The organism is Candidatus Phycosocius spiralis, from assembly GCF_030158815.1.
GTDB lineage: Bacteria > Pseudomonadota > Alphaproteobacteria > Caulobacterales > Aquidulcibacteraceae > Aquidulcibacter > Aquidulcibacter spiralis.
In genome coordinates, this window is sequence record NZ_BPFZ01000001.1 from 65,404 (window position 1) to 85,115 (window position 19,712).

The window sequence follows — 19,712 nt, forward strand, 5'->3', positions numbered from 1 at the left end:
TCCTGCCTCAAACGTCAAGCTCTTCTGCATAACGCGCATTTTCCTGTAGCCATTTAAACCTTAGCTCTGGCTTGCGCCCCATCAAGGTCTCAACCAACTCGCCCACACCGGGTATATCTCCTTCCGGGATCACTAAACGCGCCAGTGTCCGTGTGGCTGGGTTCATGGTCGTAAGCTTAAGCTGTGCTGGCATCATCTCGCCAAGGCCTTTAAAGCGACCGACCTCAACCTTTGCGCGCGGGCCAAAGGCAGTTTTGAGCAATTCATCCTTATGCGCATCATTTTTGGCATAGAGTGTTTTGCCATTATGCGTGAGGCGGTAAAGAGGTGGTAAAGCCACAAATAGGCGCCCTGCATGCACCAATTGGGGCATAGCGCGGAAGAAGTAGGTCGCTAATAGTGCCGCAATATGGGCACCGTCCACGTCCGCGTCGGTCATGATAATGATCCGCTCATAGCGTAAATCCTGCAACCGGAACTTCGCGCCCGGGGCAACTCCAAGTGCCAAAGCCAGATCCGACAATTCTTGGTTGCCCGCCAACTTATCGCCTCCTGCGCTGGCGACATTGAGGATTTTGCCACGTAGCGGCAAAATAGCTTGTGTGGTGCGATCACGCGCCTGCTTGGCGCTGCCACCAGCAGAATCGCCCTCTACAATAAAGATCTCGGTACCAATGGCGTCTTGGCGTGCACAATCGGCCAATTTTCCAGGTAGCCGCAATTTTCGCGTTGCACTTTGGCGCTGAACTTCTTTTTCCTTGCGACGTTTCATCCGGTCATCGGCTTGAGCGATGGCCCAATCCAGCAATGCGCGCGCTTCACGCGGACTGGCACCCAACCAATGATCGAAGGGATCCCGGATTGCATTTTCAACGATACGCGCAGCTTCCGCAGTCGCCAAGCGATCCTTGGTTTGACCAACAAATTCTGGTTCACGCACGAACACACTTACCAAGGCCGCAGCAGTGTTAAAGACATCCTCTGCGGTGATTTGGGCAGCCTTTTTGTCACCTACAAGTTCACCATAATTGCGCAAGCCTTTGGTGATCACACCGCGCAGGCCTTGTTCATGCGTGCCGCCCTCTGGCGTGGGAATGGTGTTGCAATAAGATAAAAGAAATCCATCGCGATCGCCAAAACCGCGCACACCCCAAGTCATCGCCCATTCAACGCCGCCATGCCCAGCGGCTTGGGTGGTTCGCCCGGCAAATACCTGGCTGGTAACGGTTAGGGCATCCCCAATTGTACTATGAAGATAATCTGCCAATCCATTGGGAAAGCATAAAATTTCCTCAATTGGAGTGTGATCGCCGGCTTTTATGCGTTCTGGCGCACATTTCCAGCGGATCTCTACGCCACGAAACAAATAGGCTTTTGAGCGCGCCATGCGAAACAGGCGCGCAGGATCAAAGCTTGCGCCTTCTCCAAAGATTTCTGGGTCTGGATGAAACCGAACAACACTACCCCTGCGGTTATGAATCGGCCCTAAATGCTCGATCGGGCCCTGTGGCATGCCGCGCGAGAATTGCATGCGATACAGTCGTTTGTCGCGCGCAACTTCAACTTCCAAGCGGTTTGACAGTGCATTGACAACCGAGACGCCTACGCCATGAAGACCGCCAGAGGTTTGATAGGCCTTATCAGAGAATTTACCCCCGGCATGAAGTACGGTCATAACAACTTCTAAGGCCGATTTATCCACATATTTTGGGTGCGGATCGATCGGAATTCCGCGCCCATTATCACCGACTGCCAAAGCACCATCGGCCTCTAGCGTCACTTCGATCCATGTGGCATGGCCAGCGACGACTTCATCCATGGCGTTATCAAGGACCTCGGCAAACAAGTGATGCATCGCGCGAGCATCGGTGCCGCCAATATACATACCAGGGCGTTTACGAACCGGTTCTAGTCCTTCTAGAACTTCAATATCTTTTGCCGAATAGCCTAAACTTCCAGCTGAGGTCGATTCTGGCTCGAACTGATCGAAAAGATTTGAATTGGGAGCGGCATTGCTAGCCATTCTTCTGATTTCCCTAGGATGAACTTACATATGATGACCTCCCATGACCCGCCGAAGCAGCGAATTTTAGGGATTAGGCAATGCACAGATATGGGCTCTTGTTCGAGTGCTGGGTCAAGTGTTTCTAGTAGCAGATCATCTAGCAGTCTCAAAAATCTTAATTACCAAAAAGTGGTTGCACGTTTGTAAACCTTGTGTTTACTTACCAAAGGGTAACCTAACATCTTGTAGGCTTAGTTGCCGTCTTGTGTCATCCATCTCTTTATAAGCAGCTTAGCTTGTTGGTGGGGGCACAGAAACGGATTGAGTGAGGGATAAGCATCGTGACACACCAATTACTCGAAACAATTACATCTATGGGTCCAGAGCCATTGGGGACGATGGCGGAAGGGACAGTTAAATGGTTTGACCCAGTTAAAGGCTTTGGATTTATTCAAATTAATACCAGCAGTGAGGCGAGTTATCACGAAGTTGACGCCCTTCTCCATATTAGTGTTTTGCGCAAATATGGTACCATGATCCCAAAAGAAGGGGATGGAATTTCTGTTTTGACAGCTGAGGGTGAACGTGGGCTTCAAGTTGTTGAGATTTTAAGTGTGCGGCCAATTGTACGTCCACCGCCAGAGGATGTGGATACGTTTGAGCAAGTTACAGTCAAATGGTTCAATCGCTCCAAAGGCTATGGCTTTGCCGGTCTAACCAAGGATGGTCCGGATGCGGAAGATATCTTTGTTCATGTTGCTACCTTGCGCCGTGGCGGAATTGATCAGGTTGAAGGCGGTGAAGTGTTGCGCGCACGTGTTGAGAGGAGTGAAAAAGGGGCCATTGCAACAGCCGTCGTTCAGGCAGACGACTGAGGATTTCGTTTCTTTTAATAAACCAGCATCCGATAGATTTTCAATAGCCCAAGTGGGTATAACCTAAACAGGAACGCATGATTGTATAGGTATACCCAATCATGTTCTTTCTCCTATGTGATAGATCCAAGGGTGTAGATTTGGTAGGGTCAGCCGGCACGGCTGGTCCAAAGGGCGTGTAAGTATCATCATGAGCAAATTCATAACAATCACCCTGCTTTTTTGTGTGACATTTTTAGTCACGCCAATGTTGAGTTTAGCCCAACCCGTCATGCTGAATGGGCCGCAAACTGGATTACGGGTTGAGAGTTTAAGCATAAAAACCCCAAAAGGTGTCCGTGGGTTTAAGGTTGAGGTCGCAGATACTGCGCGCACTAGGGAAATCGGTATGATGTGGCGCACACAAGTGCCGCTTGGAACGGGTATGTTGTTCGACTTTAAAAAACCTACCCCCGCTACATTCTGGATGGAAAACACATTGGTCTCGCTCGACCTTATCTTCATTCGAGAAAATGGCATTATTGCCAATATTGTCGCTAATGCAGCGCCGCTATCGCGTGACTTGGTGCCCTCTGATGGGCCTGTACTGGGTGTGTTAGAAATTGGAGCAGGGGAAGCCATGCGGCTTGGAATTAAACCTGGCCAGAAGGTTTCGCACAGAATTTTCCCCCCATAAGATTTTAGGCTATTTGACTTCAGTAAAATCTGATCACAATGCTTGCCCTTCTAAGGTCGGTCGCGCTATAGGCGTCCCTTTCGGGGAGTAGCGCAGTTTGGTAGCGCATCTGGTTTGGGACCAGAGGGTCGCAGGTTCGAATCCTGTCTCCCCGACCATTTAGGTCCCTAGAATGGGTGCAGCGTGGGGTTTTACAAATGTGCCAAACGCGATCAAACTTAGGCATAAATCCAAGCTTTTGCATAAATGGTCGAGGGTCTCATGGGTTTTGCTAGAATTTTTCGTCCGTCCAAATCAGCAATGCAATCTGGTCGCGCTAAGACCAATGTCTGGATGTTGGAATTTGAGACTGATGCGGCTCGCAGCTCTGATCCTTTAATGGGTTGGACCTCAAGTGCAGATACCCAAGGCCAAGTACGCTTAAGCTTTGATACACGCGACGAAGCTATATTTTATGCACAAAAACATGGGCTTGCGTTTCAAGTGATGGACCGAAAGGATCCAAAACGCATTCCGCGCTCCTATGGCGATAATTTTACGTTTTATCGTCGCGAACCCTGGTCACATTAGGCCCAATAGCTCAGCTGGATAGAGCATCCGCCTTCTAAGCGGACGGTCGCAGGTTCGAATCCTGCTTGGGTCGCCACGGTCTTTTTAAGATTATTACAAGATAAAATTGTGCACCAAGTACCATCAGGTGGCTCTTATTGTCTAACTTTTCATGCTTTTTAATCTGATCAGAACCTTCATTCGGCGTACAAACCTTCCCGAGCACAAAATTTGTTTAGAGATGATGCGCTGACGGGCAGCCAGCAATGCATGCGCTTCAATTTTTGACGGCACCAAAGATTTAGACCTAGTTGGCACCGGGTCGAAAAGCCATGAGTTACCTCTGCAAGTCGGTGGGGATTACAAATTGATCGAAGGGTTCGCTATCATCTGTCGCGTTATCCAGTATAACGGGCATTAAATATGGCAATGCAGAGGTAGACGAGTATCCAACCATCCAACAGGTTGGCTGGATTGTTTAGAATAGGAACAAAACGCGCACGCATATATATCGATGAATGTGGATAGCGGAGCAGCGTAGTCACAAAAAACTCTAGCATAAAATAGAGTCACTGGTGATAATTGCATTCGGCCGCAATTCAACGCAATGGTGTCACGCTGCAAGCACGTTCTGCCAACCAATCGTCGGTTTTGCGACGCAGCAGCGCTTCGCTTGCCGCAATCATGATTGAATATCGTTCATTGCCGATACCCCACAGCGTCGAAGTAACCTCTTCTCGATGCCCGACGAAATACGGCAACATCACGATCACGCGCAAATCGCGGCGGCTTTCGAGATAACGATCGATGGTGTTGGTGACTGCATCTTGGTTATCAGGATTCCATTCGCACAGCAGGTGTAACGTTCGCTCGTTATATATATTGTATACCGTACTCGTCATTTTATTTACGGTGACGAACGTACGACCGTCGAACGTTTCCACCGCCGAGACAACCGTATCCGTGTGCAGGTCGGCGATCACGCCGGAAAAAACATCCCACGCATCGTTTTTCGATTGTAGAAAAGCGTCAATGCTTTTGCGTAAGGCCGCATAATCGGGCGGCAACACAACGTCGTCCTCCATCACCGTGATCGATTTATGATCGTTTTGCAACGCGTGTCGCGCCAAGGCGGCAAAACTTAAACCGCAACCAATCCAGCCCGGGTGCCGTACGATGCCGTCAAATAGAGCACAACCTTCCGGACAAATCGTTTCAAATAGGCGCCGACGGGCAATGGTTTCGGGCATCGACAATCCGAAGGTGTTGGCACCCGTCGGCAAAGTCAACGTTAACTCTGCAACGTGAGCAACAGGTAAAAAGCCCTTCGCGATCAAAAAACGATCAAACATAAATGCGAAGCGCTTTTGCGAAGCGGCACATGCAAGTGCCGGAGCATCGTCTTCGGCAGTCAAACCCCGCTCGACGGCCGCCAACATGGCCTCGATCGACCCGGTCTCGAAAAATGTAACCCCATTACCCAACTCGGGATATTCCGCTTGATCGTGTGCGCTTTCCGACACCACGCGCACGCCAAGCGACAAACATTCTTGCAGCCGCGGCATTTCAAGCAGGGCGTTTTCATAATAATGGAGATTGATAACGACCCGTGATTGTTTAATCGTGCGGATCATTTCTTCGCCGAATAGGTCAGTGACCATATGTACGCGAAACCGTTTGCCCAAAGCTTCGAGCATGCGTTGCCGGCGTGGCGAACTTAGATAGTCGCCGAAGAACAAAACATCGTATTTTTTTCGTTGACCGTCACGTCACGGCCGTAATCGGCCGAAGCTCCGATGGGCAAATAATGAACATGGGGATGAGCAATGTTATTTCCTTTAAAAATTCAATATTTTTTAAAGAATAGTCAATGACAGAATGCGAGTTAATAAATGTATCCAAGTACTCATGCGTAAACCAACGTGAGCTGACGCTTTGCTCCATTGAAATGCAAATCTGCGCTCAGGCGGTGGCAACCGATCAAACATTTGCGGAAGCGGACACAGCACCACGTACATACAATTGGTAAAATCTTGCGGCATCGATGACATAATCTGAGCAGCTATACCGTTTTTCTGTAACCGTTGGGCAATCAGGTGCGCAACAAACAAAGTATAACCGGTCGTTACGATGCCACACATCCCGTCAAACGCCGGTTCTTAACTTATTAAAAATTGATGCGTTTGCGTAACCCTCACCAATCGCCGCGCGCAAGGTAGCCCGCAGCTTTTATAGCTCGCCACAGCACCGCCGTCATTTGCGAAAGCCTGTCGTTTGTCCGCGCACCAGGCGCGCAGCCGCCCGTAACGGCCGAGTAATGCGCCACGAGTTTGAGCCGATGATGCGACGGCGCTCTTCTTCCGCAAACATCGCCTGCGCTTGTACTTCGCTTAATCTGGTTTCGGTTGCGGTTAAACGTACTTCAGTCTCCACGCGTTGGGTGCGTTCTTCGTGCAATGCCCGGGCCGCCTGCGCTTGTGCTTCGCTTAATCGGTTTTCGGTTGCGGTTAGATGTGTTTCGGTTGCACTTAAACGCATCTCCGTCTCGCTTAGACGCATCTCCGTTGAAGACAAACGCGTTTCGGTTTCCGACAAACGCGTCTCGGTTTCCGACAAACGCCCTTCCGACCATGTCGCGCGATCTTGTAGAATCAGGCAACGTGCTTCAGCCTCGCCACGATGGGTTCGTTCTTCGTGCAATGCCGAGGCGGTCGCAGCCGCTTCATCTTCCAGCCGCCGTAGCGCTTCGTACGTACGCTGCAAAGGTGCCTCGGGCAGATGAAACGAATAATCGTCGCGCGACGGCAACACGCCGTGCTTTACGCCCCAAAAATACAAATCGTGGGTTTTGTGTTGACTTGAGAACTCGAAACACGAAAAAAATTGCTCGATATCGCAAACAGCCCGTATGTCGGCTTCTTCTAAATTTTTATAATAGTCGCCCCAATCCCCGAATGCCCCTGTAAACGGCGCATCCTCTGGTGTGGTGCGACGCGTGCCGTGTTCTGGCCTACCGGTCGTAGCGCATGTAAACAAAAATAAGCCGCCGGGCTTCAGCATGCGCACGATGTTGGTGATGGTTTTGGCATAATATTGATCATGCTCAAAGCATTCTGTCGATATAATAACGTCAAATGTTGCATCGGGCAATTGCAGCTCGTGCCCGGTGGAAACTAAATCGACGTTTTTGCCAGGCAGCAAATCGAGGCCTAAATACCCACATTGCGTGAATAAATATTGATTATTGCCGTTGATATCGAATGAACCGATGTCTAGCACCCATTTGTCGCGAAAGAAATCTGGAAATTTTTGTTTTACCGACAAACAGAATTGTTTTTGCTCCTCATGTGCCAACGTCGTCACCCTAACCGCTTCGCCATTTTCGATTGCCGTTGACTAACAAACGATTGCCCTTAAGAAAAGCAATTTACTGACATTTTTCCAAAACGTGTGGCTAGGTGCAGATAGATTAAGCTAAGATTACGTTTGAAGGACCACACATAAGCCATGGCGATAAAATGACTTGCTGTAACCGCGTGCTTTGCGTTTGGCCGCTTGCACAACCAAGATCAACCTTTAGAGAATCCCGTTGTTCAGTTTCGAACCCATCCACTAAAACACACCGGCGCGATGCTAGTCAAACGCCTACTGCGTTGTGCATCGGCTCAACCTAACAATGCAGCGTCCAAACTAGCCATCACTGCAAAACATCAAAATGCGTTTGCTTGCTGACGCCATCGCATGTTTGCTGGTATGTTTCCCGCATGCAAACGCCTCCATTGACTAAAGTTTCAGCTCCGATCATTGCAGCTTGTTCGAAGCGTGTCTGAACGTGAGTTCGAGGGTAACTTGTTGGGATTAGCAAGTGACGATAAAGTGAGCCTATATTGACCCAACTCCTTAAAATCCGGCCATTAGTTTGTAGGATCCTCAGACGAGAGGATGACAGATGTGCAAGAGCAGATTTACGCAATTACCGATCATCGAGATGATCAAGGAACACGAGCGCGGTGTGCCGACGGGTGATGTGTGCCGCAAGCACGGTGTGAGCAGTGCTACATTTTACAAGTGGAAGGCCAAGTATGGTGGTTTGCATGGTAAGACATGAGCCGCCATCGGTAAGAAGCCTTGCCGAACGATGCGCGTCGGCTGAAGGCTATGGAGCAAGAGAACGCAAGACTGAAGAGATTGCTGGCCGATGCGATGCTGGACAATGTTGTCTTGAAAGACTTGCTGGGGTGAGCGAGCGCCGCCATTGATAATGAGGACATTCGCGTCAAGATGCGCGAGATTGTAGGGCAGCGCCGCCGGTTTGGCTACCGCCGGATCGGCCTGATGCTGGATCGTGTTGGCATCATGATGAACCATAAGAAGCTTCGGCGGATCTATGGCGAAGAAGGCCTGTCGGTGAAGCGCAGGCGCGGTCGCAAAAGGGCTCTGGGGACGCGTGCGCCGATGTTGGAACCATCAAGACCTTCGGTTAGATGGAGCCTCGACTTTGTCTCAGACAGCTTTGGTGATGGCCGAGGGTTCAAGATATTGGCGGTGATTGACGACTTTACCCGTGAATGTTTGGCGCTGGTTGCTGACACATCCTTGTCAGGTGCGCGTGTCGCACGCGAGTTGGACCGGATCATCAGGCTTTACGGGAAGCCGCAAATAATCGTGTCTAAGCGAGCTGCTTCAGCCCATTGGTCTGGGTTATTGATCAATATTGTCTGCTCGCCTTCTTTTTTATAATGGGTAGACAAGACCCGCTGAGTGGAGCTGTGGCGTAGCTGTGGCGAAGCGGGCTTGGATCGTTTGGCGCTTTGCAGCTGATGGTTGCGCGCGAAGATTGCTGGGGCAACCGCCGATCGACGTGTGCGGGCGCTGTGGTGGCACTGATCGAAACATGAATAGCCAACTCATTGATCATCCTATATGTTTTAATCGTGCAACGATGATCAATCCATCCATTATAAGCTAGATCAAGGATAGAAATGTCCGAAATCGGAGCTGGTAAATCCAACAACACGTGTTACCTTCTGGCCTTGGAGCTAGAGGAGTGAGGTTTATGAACCATTCAACTGATGTTGGGAATCCTCCCCCTTCACTTGCACGGGGTATTGAAGCGCTTCGCGGCAAATGGGGGTGGATCGTTGCCCTTGGCGTTGTCTATCTGGGTGCTGGAATCATTGCGTTAGGCAGCGTTGTCACGGCAACGGTTGCAACTGTGGTGATTGTAGGGGCTATGATGATTGTCAGTGGCATTTTCGAGATCATTCATGCGTTTCAAGTTAAGACTTGGGGTCGATTTATGCTTTGGGCACTATTAGGGGTGCTTTATATAGTTGCCGGGATTATGACATTTAATAATCCGCTGTTAGCCGCGTCAGTCCTGACTTTATTTCTTGGCTTTTCACTCTTGATATCTGGTTTTGTTCGGATTTTTCTCGCTTTTCCTTTTAAGCAAGGCATTCCTTGGGTCTGGATCGCTGCATCGGGTGTGATTACGCTTTTGCTTGGTCTAATGATTTTGTTTCGCTGGCCTTATTCAAGTGCTTATAGTCTGGGGATATTTCTGGGCGTCGATCTTGTTTTCATTGGCATAACATGGATAACAATGGGTCTAAAGCTCAAGCACAACGACCAATTGAACCTTGATTTGCCTGCAAAAGAGGGGACTGATTTGTAGATTAGGGTGATTTTTCATCTGGTCATTTTTGAGACAATAGCGAATTTGACTTGAAGTATTGGCCAATGGCAAACCTTGGAATGCTTGTGGATCGAGAAAGTCTTCGATGGAAACCAAGGTGGCAGTAAATTTTGAGGTACCTAGCCCCAACCAGAAAGAGACCACAAACCCACTTTTCAAAAATCCCAACGTACCTGCCCAAAATCTCGCATGCCTTAATTGCGGCACAAGCCCTATCGGGGACTTTTGTCATGGGTGTGGACAGTAGGCGCACGTGCATCGCTCGTTTTTGCATGTGCTGGAAGAAGCGTTCCATGGGATCACGCATTTTGATTCTAAAACTTGGCGTTCTTTCCCATGCTAGTGTTTCGACTTGGCACTTTGACAAGACGTTATGTCATGGGTCTTAGCAGCCACTATGTACCGCCGTTTTCGATGTTTCTAGCTTCCAATTTTGCGATGTTTCTGGTGTTTGCTATCACTGGGACCAATAGTCTTGTTCACCAAACGTCCCACAACCAAACGCCCCACAACCAATCTGCACGCACTAACTCCGACTTTGCCACTAAGCCCAAAAAACTCGAAGCAGCTAGAAAATCTTTTCAATTGGCGCTTAAAATAGAGTATCAGGCCTTAAAACAGGTAGAATTTGCCAAAAAAACTCTAACCGCCTCACTCAGTGGCGGGCCTACCTCAGCCACCAATCGTCAAAATGAGCAAACCATTGAAGTCCTAACGGAGGAAGATTGGAAGGGGTTGCTGCTAAACGCATTGTCTAAAAAAATCAAAATCAACACCCAATGATCATTATTGAATCAGAAAATTACCAGCAAAATCGAAAATTCAGAACTATTTTGTTATAAATTTCACAATACAGTTTATAAATTTTATTTCCTTCTCATTCCTTTAAGCTTAACTTTCATTTGGCTATTATTTATCTAAAGCGCGGTATTACACTCTATGATCATAGTGTTTTTGTTTTATATTAATAATCATTTATGTCGTTTTTTTCTCAAGCTTAGCAATCTTGGCTCATTGGTTCGTTTTTAAGGATCAAAATGTTGTCCTTTTGGGTGTATTCTTGCATCTTTTTTCCAGTTTAAAGAGGCATATGGTGTTAAGTGGTTTTCTGCATTATGGCGTACAATTGTGTTTGCTTTTTTGCTCCCATCTTAATCAGTCTGTTTTTGAGTTTAATTATTGCTTTGGGCCTCGTAGGCTGAGTGGGTGAATTTCCCCATCATACTACTGGTGTGAAGGCTATGCCCATCCTACAAACCATGCCAATGGCTGTGAGAGGAGGGCTTGCGTGTTTAACACATTATTGATCGCAAATCGGGGGGAGATCGCTTGTCGTATCATGCGAACCGCGCGTCGATTAGGTATCTCGACGATCGCAGTTTATTCAGATGCCGATCAGAATGCCAAGCATGTAAGAGAAGCCGATCACGCCATACGTTTGGGGCCTGCAGCCGCCCGTGATTCCTATCTTCGCGGAGATCTCATCCTCAAGGCTGCACAGGAATTAGGGGCCGATGCCATCCATCCTGGCTATGGATTTTTATCCGAAAATGCTGACTTCGCGCAGGCCTGTACCTCTGCTGGTATTGCTTTTGTAGGACCGCGCCCAGATGCCATACGTGACATGGGTTTGAAGGACCGGGCCAAGGCTATTGCTCAGCAGGTCGGGGCCCCGGTATTGCCAGGCTATTGGGAGGCCGAACAAAGCACTGAGCGACTAAAGACTGAAGCTGATCGCATCGGTTTCCCGCTCTTAATAAAAGCGGTTGCGGGGGGAGGGGGCCGTGGCATACGCGTGGTGGAATCCTTGGACGGTTTAGCCTTGGCTTTACAAAGTGCCAAGCGTGAGGCCGCAGCAGCGTTCGGAGATGATCGGGTGATGCTTGAACGGCTCGTTTTATGTCCCCGCCATATTGAGGTTCAAATCTTTGGTGATCTACATGGCAACCTTGTGCATTTATTTGAGCGTGATTGTTCAATCCAACGACGCCGACAAAAACTTATCGAAGAAGCCCCAGCACCGGGCATGACAGAAGCGGTCCGAGATAGCCTAACTCAAGCGGCTCTCAAGATCGCGCGCGCCGTCCATTATTGTAATGCTGGTACTGTCGAATTTGTGTTTGACGGCCAAGGACCGCTTCGCCCTGATGGTTTTTGGTTTTTGGAAATGAATACCAGGCTTCAAGTCGAACATCCAGTTACAGAAGCTATTGTTGGGCTTGATCTGGTCGAATGGCAATTACGCGTTGCGGCGGGTGAAAAATTGCCATTAAACCAAGCCGATATCATCATGACAGGGGCGGCTATCGAAGCCCGCCTTGTGGCCGAAGATCCTAGCAAAGGCTTTTTGCCTTCCTCTGGCGTACTGGGCGGATTAAGCCACCAAAGCAAAATCCGGATCGATTCGGGGTTTGATCTCGGAGATCGTTTCCCCGATACTTATGATTCTTTGATCGAAAAAGCAATTGCGCATGGGCAGGATCGTCCGCAAGCCATAAGACTTCTGCAACAAGAATTGTCCACTCGCGTGGTTACGGGCATTAAGACCAATATTGGCTATTTGGAAAGGCTGTGTCGTTTACCCGCCTTTCTTCAAGGCGAAGTCCATACTGGCTTATTGGAAGAAGCGGCAAGTGTATTATCAAAGCCAGATGGCTATGACGCGCGCCGGCTTGCGCTTGGGGCCATTGGGGTGCAAGTGGCACGCGAATTAGAAATTGGCGATTTTCCGTCGCCATTTAACCTGGCAGACGGCTGGCGCCTTAATGCCAATGCTCATTTAGCGGTGCATTTTGAGGGCGAACCCGACACATACAGCCTAAGCATAAAGTCAGATGCAACCCAAATCAGCGCTAGTATCGCTGGCGATCACGGGGTTGTTGCGCGAAATCTCCTGCAAGTTGTCGGTCAATCAGGTGCATGGACAATGTTGATTGCCCACGACAAAAATCATCGTGCAATGGTCGATGGTGATGCAACAATTGGATCAATTGCCGCCACTTTATTCGTTGATAAAGTTGGGGTTACCTTGGTCGAAAATGGTGAGGTTTGGCATTATCGATTGACAAGTACCCATGACAACTCTGACGGATTAGACGCCAGCGATGATATTCAAGCCCCCTTGCCTGGTAAAATTGTGATGGTTTATGGCAAGCCCAATCAGCAGGTTAAGCAAGGGCAGGTCCTAGCCGTGCTTGAAGCTATGAAAATGGAACACGCGCTGACCGCCACCCGTGATGGTTTCATCCAAGAAATATATGTTCAAGATGGCCGCCAAGTTAAGGCGGGAGACACTTTAATTCGACTTAAGCCAGAATAAATCAGACCAATGCCCCTTCATATGATCAAACTGGCTGTTGGTGCTACCTGCCTTCAGGATTTACTGGATTGGCATGAGCATCAAGCCTCCACACGTCAAAATTTAGGTCTTGCCCCCCGCCCGGTCTGTGACACGCGGATGACCCCAAAGCGGCGCGATGAAGTGCTCGATGGAGGATCGCTTTATTGGGTAATTAAAGGGCAGATCCTTGTGCGTCATCCTATCGAAGATATTGTGACTCTAGAAGATGGCACAGGCAAAACCAGGTGTGAAATCCTACTCCAGCACGATCCCATTCAAACAGTGCCTCAACGGTGTAGCGCCTTTCAAGGGTGGCGTTATCTCTTGGCTAAGGATGCACCGCCCGACCATAAAAATCTAGAAGGTGGAGAAGGCTTATCTGAACCACTGCGTCAGGAATTGTTCAAATTAGGTGCGTGGTAAATCTCAAAACTGACGATTATTCCTGAGTTTAGCTTGTGCCGATATTATCAATTAATCGCGTCTGACCAAGCCAAGCTGCAACCAAAATACGGGCAGGATCACCCAATTGCCAAGGTTCTAAGGTAAGGCTGTGACAGACCTCCAGATAGTCGATCTCCCTAAATCCTGCGGCAAGCAGGTCCTGTTTGGCTTGTCCCACAATGAAGTCCAGTCCCGCAGGATTTGTCTTCAATTGGTGGGCTATCTTGTCTAGCGCGGATTTTAGCTTGGGAGCAAGACGGCGCTCTTCGGCATTGAGATAAGCGTTACGTGACGATAGGGCTAACCCGTCAGGATCGCGGACAGTTGGTGCGGTCAATATAGTGACGTCTAAGTCCAAATCCTTAACCATAGTGGAAACAACTTGGACCTGTTGCCAATCTTTCTCTCCAAAGATAGCTAGGTCAGGTGTAACCTGCAGCAATAGTTTAGCCACCACGGTGGCCACTCCACTAAAGAAATGAGGTCGAAACACGCCTTCTAAACGTTGCGTAATCGCCCCCAGTTCGATGCGTGTTTGAAAGCCTTGCGGATAGAGTTCCTCTAAGTTAGGCGCGTATAGAAGGTCGCAACCAATGGTGCACAATTTCGCACGATCTTCATCCTCTTGACGCGGATATCGGGCTAAATCCTCATTGGGACCAAATTGAGTCGGGTTAACGAAAATCGAAGTGACTACATGGTCCGCGTATTGCTTCCCAAGTTCGATGAGAGCAATATGGCCGTTATGCAAGGCACCCATCGTTGGAACCAAAGCAATTTTTTTGCCTTGATCTCGCCAAATCTTAAGGTGCTGACGCATATCATTGCGACTACGGGCCAAGATCAAATGCGACATGGGCACTCCAAAAAATACAAATGGACCAAGATAACAAGACCCTGATCGAAGATGCGTCTTAAACTCCTCTTTACCATGTCACGCTAGATTTTTTTTCATGGCAAGGTCAAATCACTTCAATAAAAGACTATCCATTTGGGTTGCTTGCTTGGGCTTAACCTTGTGGTGGAGTGGATCATCGGCTTTTGCGCAATCGGCCGGCTCGTTCATGACCAGCCCCTATGTGCCACCTCCACCTCCACCTCCACCTCCGCCGCCGCCTGCCACTGAACCAGAGATTGAGGTCAACAAAGTGGCGGCACAAGCCTCATGTATTTGCCCAGAACCAAAGCCAGAATCTAAGTCGGATGGTGGCAAAAATCCTAGTAACAAACCTTCCTTGAACCACGATCAAGGAGCAAGTTCCAATTCTGGTAAACCCAATAAGCCAACCCCTCCAAGTGCAAAATCTGGTGGAAAAGCAAGCAAACGTGTCAAGCCCAAATCGGGGTCATCACCTAGCACCACCCGATCGCCTAATTCACCTGTCATTATGTTTCAACCGTCGCCAAATGTCCTATCTTCCCATCCCGATGGCACGCCTATGAAAATTGTTAGTGTGATGCCCATGACTTCTATTCTGCCCGAACCTGTTCCACCCCTTGCTGTGTCAATTGGCGAGCCAATCAAGAAGGAATCAATGCGTAATCAATGGATATATAACTCTAATAATACGAATGAACATACTGAAAAAAAAGATAAAAAATTAAAACCTCGCAAACCACCTGGGGCTTTCACACGCATCGTGCGCGATTCAACAAAGAGCTTGTTGCATGATGCACCTGAAGCATTAGCAGACGCCTTACCATGGGTCGACAAATCCCAAAAAGCTGAGCCGATAAGCGAGGTCCTCAGTCAAGTCGTTGATGATTTGTCGCGGGCCGCAGCGCAAGATCCTGAATGGGTTAATCCAGCGCAGCGCGAATTGCGTGATTTAGCCAAACGCTTATCTACCCTTTCACCACCTCCAATGACGGATGAAAGTGTGCCAAATTCTGGAGCTAGTAGGGCCGCAAATCTTGAAAAAACCAGAATGGAGCGTTCTTTTCGCCCCCGCCCGATCTGGCCAGGTGCCAGTGTGCAAGCAGAAGCCCAATCACGTCCAGCGACGGTTGTGACCTACACTGGCCTTGATCTTGGACCTCAATCCGAGGGTCAATCCCTGCCATTTGTTGCCGAAAAGAGGGAAGGAGAGGCAACAACTCCTAAACCAAGGCCAAAAAAATCAGCCACCAACCGTCCCAGTCGTCGATCTCCTTAAAGTGTGCTCATTGGCTCATAGCTGTAGTTCTGATTTGGCATCAGTCCCAAACCCCTAGACAAGGTGCACGATGTGGCCCTGATTGGGCCAAGTCCGGCACGCGTTTGGCTTGCGGTCAATGATTAAGAAGTAAGGTCATCTATATGGGACATGTCATTGTTGTTGGTAATGAAAAGGGCGGCGCTGGTAAGTCTACCATATCGGTGCATATTGCAGTCGCTTGCGTGATTTCAGGGCTTAAAGTCGCCGCATTGGATCTTGATCGCCGACAACGTACTTTTGAACGCTATTTTGAGAATCGCGCTCGCTGGGCCCATACACAAGAAATAGAACTTGCCAGCCCTGAATTTCATTTCTTAGTACCTAAGCATGCACATCAGCTCCAGGAAACAAATGGTGAGGTGCAAGATGCTACACGCACCCTGATTGACGAGATGTGCGCTGGCCATGATATTGTGGTGATTGATGCGCCAGGGGCGGATACGCCAGCTTCTCGCGTTGCACATGCCTGTGCTGATACTTTGGTTACACCTTTAAACGATAGTTTTGTAGATTTTGATCTTTTAGCTGAGATTGATCCAGTTACCGGCAATATCGGTAAACCTAGTGTTTATGCAGAAATGGTTTGGCAAGCCCGTAAGATCAAGGCGGCTACCCAAGGTCAATCAATCGATTGGGTCTTGATGCGCAACCGACTTTCCCCGCTTGATGCTAAGAATAAGCGCCGGGTAGGTGATGCTTTATCTACACTGGCTCAACGCATTGGATTTCGGGTAGCACCGGGGCTTTCTGAGCGGGTTATTTACCGCGAAATGTTTACAGCAGGTTTAACCCTGCTTGATCTAAGTGACGAGGGTGCTGCAGCGGCATTTACCTTAAGCCATGTCGCCGCCCGTCAGGAATTAAGAGATTTGATCTTGGCCCTTAACATAGCGCCAATCGCTACCGCAGGTGGGATCGGCTTTTAATCCAAATCGAATTGTTGAGCCTGGAGGTTATGGCATAGGTGCCCCACGTGACGCGACTAAGATTTGGTACCACTCAATTGGCGAAAGATTAAAAGTAGATACTTGGCGGGTTTCAAGGATGCGGTCAGGGTTCTGCGTGCCGATCAAAGCAATTGGCCGACTTGGATGGGCCTTAACCCACGCATAAGCAACCGAGTTTCTACTTACTCTATGCGTTTGTGCGACATGATCAAGGGCTGCAATGACCGCCTTAGACCTTGCATCTTCCCCATTTTTAGCTAATTTCCCACCCGCCAAAGGCGACCAGGCAAGAACCGATGCACCCAGTTCAATCGCCAAATCAAGCGTACCATCGCTTAACGCATCTAGGGCGAGGGGAGAAAATTCAGGTTGGAAAGATGCAATATCAATTGACAGATAAGACACTAGGGCGCGGGTTTGCGACGGGGTAAAGTTAGAGATACCAAAAGCGCGGATTTTTCCAGCTTGCATCAAGTTATCAACGGCTTTAGCGATCTCTGCGGGATGGGTCAACAGATCAGGCCGATGAATTTGCCACAAATCGAGATAATCTGTGTTGAGTCGGCGCAGGCTAGCCTCGCAAGCCTGAACCAAATAAGCAAAGCTTGAATTATAAGGGGTAGGGGGTGTGATGCCGCTTTTGCTTGCCAATATCATGGATTGGCGTAGTGACGGTGCCTCCTTGATAACAGCCCCTAATAAGGCCTCAGCATCGCCAAACCCATGTAGACCCCTGTAGCCATAGACGTCGGCTGTATCAAATAAATTGATGCCTGCTTCAAAAACAGTTTCAACTATCTTACGTGCGGCTAAAGGTGGTGTGCCCGCAAACCGCCACATGCCCCAACCCAAGCTGGACACCGAAATACCAGTTTTACCAAGTGGTACAAGATCGAACACGTGTGACATCGTCATGTTAAGGGCCTCTAGCAGCAAGATGTAGCAAACAGCAATTAGATGATAAAAACAAATTGTATTCTTATGCATCCTTAAATGCGTGGATCAGATCTAAAGCTTTTCTTACCTCATTGTGAAACTTACGCGTCAGTCGCCCTAAGACCTCTTAATCATCAAAGTCCTCCATATGAAGAATGATCAAACTGTTTACGGTATCAGAGGCAGGGCACGTATCATGTTTGAGTTTTCTCCATCTTGCTTTAGAGTTTACGATTAGGATGCTGCATAAATTATTGGATCGAAACTGGTTAAGACCTTGGCGAGCAATGAAGAAGCAATGATACCCACGGCTTTGATTTCCCATCCCGATTGCTTGATGCATCAACCACCTGCCGGTCATCCCGAATCAGCACAGCGATTAGAACGTATACTTGACGCCTTAGCGCCAGAGTCCATGCCAGGTTTGATCCGTTTGGAAGCACAAAAGTGCAGTATTGAAGACCTGACACGCTTCCACCCACGTGAGCTGGTAGAGGGCATAATGAAGCTTGAACCTCAGGCAGGCCGTCATTGTTACCAGCTTGATCCAGATACCTACCTTTCACATGGGTCAATTAATGCGGCCATGCATGCAGTTGGGGCAATCAAGGCAGGTATCGATGGCGTCATGACTGGCGCATTTAAGCGGGCATTTTGCGCGACCCGTCCACCTGGTCATCATGCACAAGCCAAGATGCCAATGGGTTTTTGTCTGTGGAATACGGCTGCAATAGGGGCGATGTACGCCCGTCATGCTTATGGTTTGAAGCGCGTAGCCATTGTTGATTTTGATGTCCACCACGGCAATGGTTCTCAAGAATTGGCCTTAAGCGAACCCGATATATTTTATGCTTCTATTCATCAAAGCGGCATTTATCCGCAAAGCGGGTTTGAGGCAGAAACCGCTTTTGGGAATTTGGTCAATGTACCCCTGCCAAGTGAGACAGACGGCCAAACTTGGCGCGCTGCTTTTGAAGAAAAAATCTTACCAGCATTGCAAGCTTTTGAAGCTGAGTTTGTGATTGTTTCGGCCGGCTTTGATGGGCATCGTCTTGATCCTTTGGCTGGGTTCAATCTGGAAGTGGACGATTATCGATGGGTGACGCAGCGTTTGCTCGATGCTGCAGATGGTCAACTTGTATCATCCCTTGAGGGCGGCTACCACTTACAGGCACTGGCCGCCTGTGTCAGTGCACATGTACACATCTTACAAACCTATCAATCGCGCGGGGGCGAAAATACGGGTGTTTGAAACCAAATTGGATCATCTAGTGGCAAAATTTGGGTCAACGCCTACTGCCAACTCTGAACGGAATGCTAGCATATCAAGTGATAGCCCAATGATTGTCATTGCGCGTCATGGTCGCCCTGCACTGGATCGCCACGTTTGGATCAATGCAGAACAATACCAGGATTGGTGGGCTCAATATGATGCGGGGGGTCTGACGGCTGGGCAAAAGGTTCCCAATGCACTTATGCAAGCACTTATGGCATGTAAAATTGTAGTTTCAAGTAGTTTACGACGTGCTTTAGAAACGGCTGAACTGGCGGCCCCTGGACGTGATCTCATCATCGACCCCCGCTTTGTTGAAGCCCCACTGCCACCTCCGCCCTTGCCAAGCTTTATACTATTCAAACCCAGGTTTTGGGGTATAATTTCGCGCATCGGCTGGTTTTTGGGTTACCACCGAGATCAGGAAAGCCGCGCTGAGGCTGAAATCAGGGCGCAAGGGGCTGCGGACTGGTTGATTGAACAGGCGCAAACCTTCGGCAGTGTCGGTCTATTGGCCCACGGTTGGTTTAACCGCATGATGCGCCCATATTTAATTGCCCGTGGCTGGGTGTGTGTCTATGATGGCCGTGATGCGCATTGGTCTCATCGCATCTACCGACCAAAACCCGACTAAAACCCAATTATACTTCCTGATGTTGGTAGAAGTTGTTAAAAGCGCAAGCGCTTTGAACTTGGATGCATTTCCATAAAAAGCCTCGTTGCCCCAAAGCTTGGCACAGTCTAGTAGGGATGGGGTAGAGGAATATTGCC

General features: G+C 49.0%; 16 protein-coding genes, 2 tRNA genes and 1 pseudogene. 14 read left to right on the forward strand and 5 right to left on the reverse strand.

Annotated features, from left to right (window positions below):
- Positions 1 to 7: 7 nt before the first annotated feature.
- Positions 8 to 2,023: a DNA topoisomerase IV subunit B gene (gene parE / locus PsB1_RS00315; RefSeq protein ID WP_284358373.1), complete on the reverse strand. Its 2,016-nt coding sequence runs from the start codon at positions 2,021 to 2,023 to the stop codon at positions 8 to 10.
- Between the two features lie 323 nt (positions 2,024 to 2,346).
- On the opposite strand from parE, the gene PsB1_RS00320 reads away from it, so the two are divergent.
- From PsB1_RS00320 to PsB1_RS00340, 5 genes are all read left to right on the forward strand, one after another.
- Positions 2,347 to 2,880 (forward strand): cold-shock protein, encoded by a 534-nt coding sequence (locus PsB1_RS00320; protein WP_284358374.1) that lies wholly within the window; start codon positions 2,347 to 2,349, stop codon positions 2,878 to 2,880.
- A gap of 190 nt (positions 2,881 to 3,070) precedes the next feature.
- Positions 3,071 to 3,556, forward strand: coding sequence for a DUF192 domain-containing protein (locus tag PsB1_RS00325; RefSeq protein WP_284358375.1), 486 nt, complete (start codon positions 3,071 to 3,073; stop codon positions 3,554 to 3,556).
- An 81-nt stretch (positions 3,557 to 3,637) separates the two neighbouring features.
- Positions 3,638 to 3,714 (forward strand) — tRNA-Pro (locus PsB1_RS00330).
- A gap of 103 nt (positions 3,715 to 3,817) precedes the next feature.
- Positions 3,818 to 4,126, forward strand: coding sequence for an ETC complex I subunit (locus PsB1_RS00335; RefSeq protein ID WP_284358376.1), 309 nt, complete (start codon positions 3,818 to 3,820; stop codon positions 4,124 to 4,126).
- Positions 4,126 to 4,202: transfer RNA gene (locus PsB1_RS00340), tRNA-Arg, on the forward strand. The genes PsB1_RS00335 and PsB1_RS00340 overlap by 1 nt, the downstream gene beginning before the upstream one ends.
- A 502-nt stretch (positions 4,203 to 4,704) precedes the next feature.
- Here the strand turns inward: PsB1_RS00340 and PsB1_RS00345 are convergent.
- Both PsB1_RS00345 and PsB1_RS00350 read right to left on the reverse strand, forming a co-directional pair.
- Positions 4,705 to 5,802 carry a glycosyltransferase family protein gene (locus PsB1_RS00345; RefSeq protein ID WP_284358378.1) on the reverse strand — a complete coding sequence of 366 codons (1,098 nt, stop codon included), beginning with the start codon at positions 5,800 to 5,802 and terminating at the stop codon, positions 4,705 to 4,707.
- A gap of 556 nt (positions 5,803 to 6,358) precedes the next feature.
- Positions 6,359 to 7,468 carry a class I SAM-dependent methyltransferase gene (locus tag PsB1_RS00350; protein WP_284358379.1) on the reverse strand — a complete coding sequence of 370 codons (1,110 nt, stop codon included), beginning with the start codon at positions 7,466 to 7,468 and terminating at the stop codon, positions 6,359 to 6,361.
- 586 nt (positions 7,469 to 8,054) lie between these two features.
- On the opposite strand from PsB1_RS00350, the pseudogene PsB1_RS00355 reads away from it, so the two are divergent.
- The 5 genes and pseudogenes from PsB1_RS00355 to PsB1_RS00375 form a co-directional block, all read left to right on the forward strand.
- Positions 8,055 to 8,776, forward strand: a pseudogene (locus PsB1_RS00355) (transposase); the annotation flags it as partial.
- A 385-nt stretch (positions 8,777 to 9,161) separates the two neighbouring features.
- A complete protein-coding gene (locus tag PsB1_RS00360) occupies positions 9,162 to 9,782 on the forward strand; it encodes an HdeD family acid-resistance protein (RefSeq protein WP_284358380.1) in 621 nt (206 codons plus the stop codon).
- A 357-nt stretch (positions 9,783 to 10,139) separates the two neighbouring features.
- A complete protein-coding gene (locus PsB1_RS00365; RefSeq protein ID WP_284358381.1) occupies positions 10,140 to 10,586 on the forward strand; it encodes a DUF3667 domain-containing protein in 447 nt (148 codons plus the stop codon).
- Positions 10,587 to 11,091: 505 nt separating this feature from the next.
- Positions 11,092 to 13,122 (forward strand): acetyl/propionyl/methylcrotonyl-CoA carboxylase subunit alpha, encoded by a 2,031-nt coding sequence (locus PsB1_RS00370; RefSeq protein WP_284358382.1) that lies wholly within the window; start codon positions 11,092 to 11,094, stop codon positions 13,120 to 13,122.
- 21 nt (positions 13,123 to 13,143) lie between these two features.
- Positions 13,144 to 13,566, forward strand: a complete 423-nt coding sequence (locus tag PsB1_RS00375; RefSeq protein WP_284358384.1) for a DUF1489 family protein — start codon at positions 13,144 to 13,146, stop codon at positions 13,564 to 13,566.
- Between the two features lie 28 nt (positions 13,567 to 13,594).
- Here the strand turns inward: PsB1_RS00375 and panC are convergent, their stop codons facing one another.
- Positions 13,595 to 14,443 carry a pantoate--beta-alanine ligase gene (panC, locus tag PsB1_RS00380; protein WP_284358385.1) on the reverse strand — a complete coding sequence of 283 codons (849 nt, stop codon included), beginning with the start codon at positions 14,441 to 14,443 and terminating at the stop codon, positions 13,595 to 13,597.
- A gap of 208 nt (positions 14,444 to 14,651) precedes the next feature.
- On the opposite strand from panC, the gene PsB1_RS00385 reads away from it, so the two are divergent.
- Together PsB1_RS00385 and PsB1_RS00390 are read left to right on the forward strand one after the other, a co-directional pair.
- On the forward strand, positions 14,652 to 15,743 hold the full coding sequence (locus tag PsB1_RS00385) for a hypothetical protein (RefSeq protein ID WP_284358387.1): 1,092 nt from the start codon (positions 14,652 to 14,654) through the stop codon (positions 15,741 to 15,743).
- Positions 15,744 to 15,886: 143 nt separating this feature from the next.
- On the forward strand, positions 15,887 to 16,711 hold the full coding sequence (locus PsB1_RS00390; RefSeq protein ID WP_284358388.1) for a division plane positioning ATPase MipZ: 825 nt from the start codon (positions 15,887 to 15,889) through the stop codon (positions 16,709 to 16,711).
- Positions 16,712 to 16,738: 27 nt separating this feature from the next.
- On the opposite strand, the gene PsB1_RS00395 is transcribed toward PsB1_RS00390, so the two are convergent.
- The gene (locus tag PsB1_RS00395) at positions 16,739 to 17,647 is read right to left on the reverse strand and encodes an aldo/keto reductase (protein WP_284358389.1); all 909 of its coding nucleotides are present in this window, start codon (positions 17,645 to 17,647) and stop codon (positions 16,739 to 16,741) included.
- 298 nt (positions 17,648 to 17,945) lie between these two features.
- On the opposite strand from PsB1_RS00395, the gene PsB1_RS00400 reads away from it, so the two are divergent.
- Positions 17,946 to 18,920 carry a histone deacetylase family protein gene (locus tag PsB1_RS00400; RefSeq protein WP_284358390.1) on the forward strand — a complete coding sequence of 325 codons (975 nt, stop codon included), beginning with the start codon at positions 17,946 to 17,948 and terminating at the stop codon, positions 18,918 to 18,920.
- Positions 18,921 to 19,008: 88 nt separating this feature from the next.
- Entirely contained in the window at positions 19,009 to 19,575 is a 567-nt protein-coding gene (locus PsB1_RS00405; protein WP_284358391.1) for a histidine phosphatase family protein, read from the forward strand.
- The last annotated feature ends 137 nt before the right edge of the window (positions 19,576 to 19,712 follow it).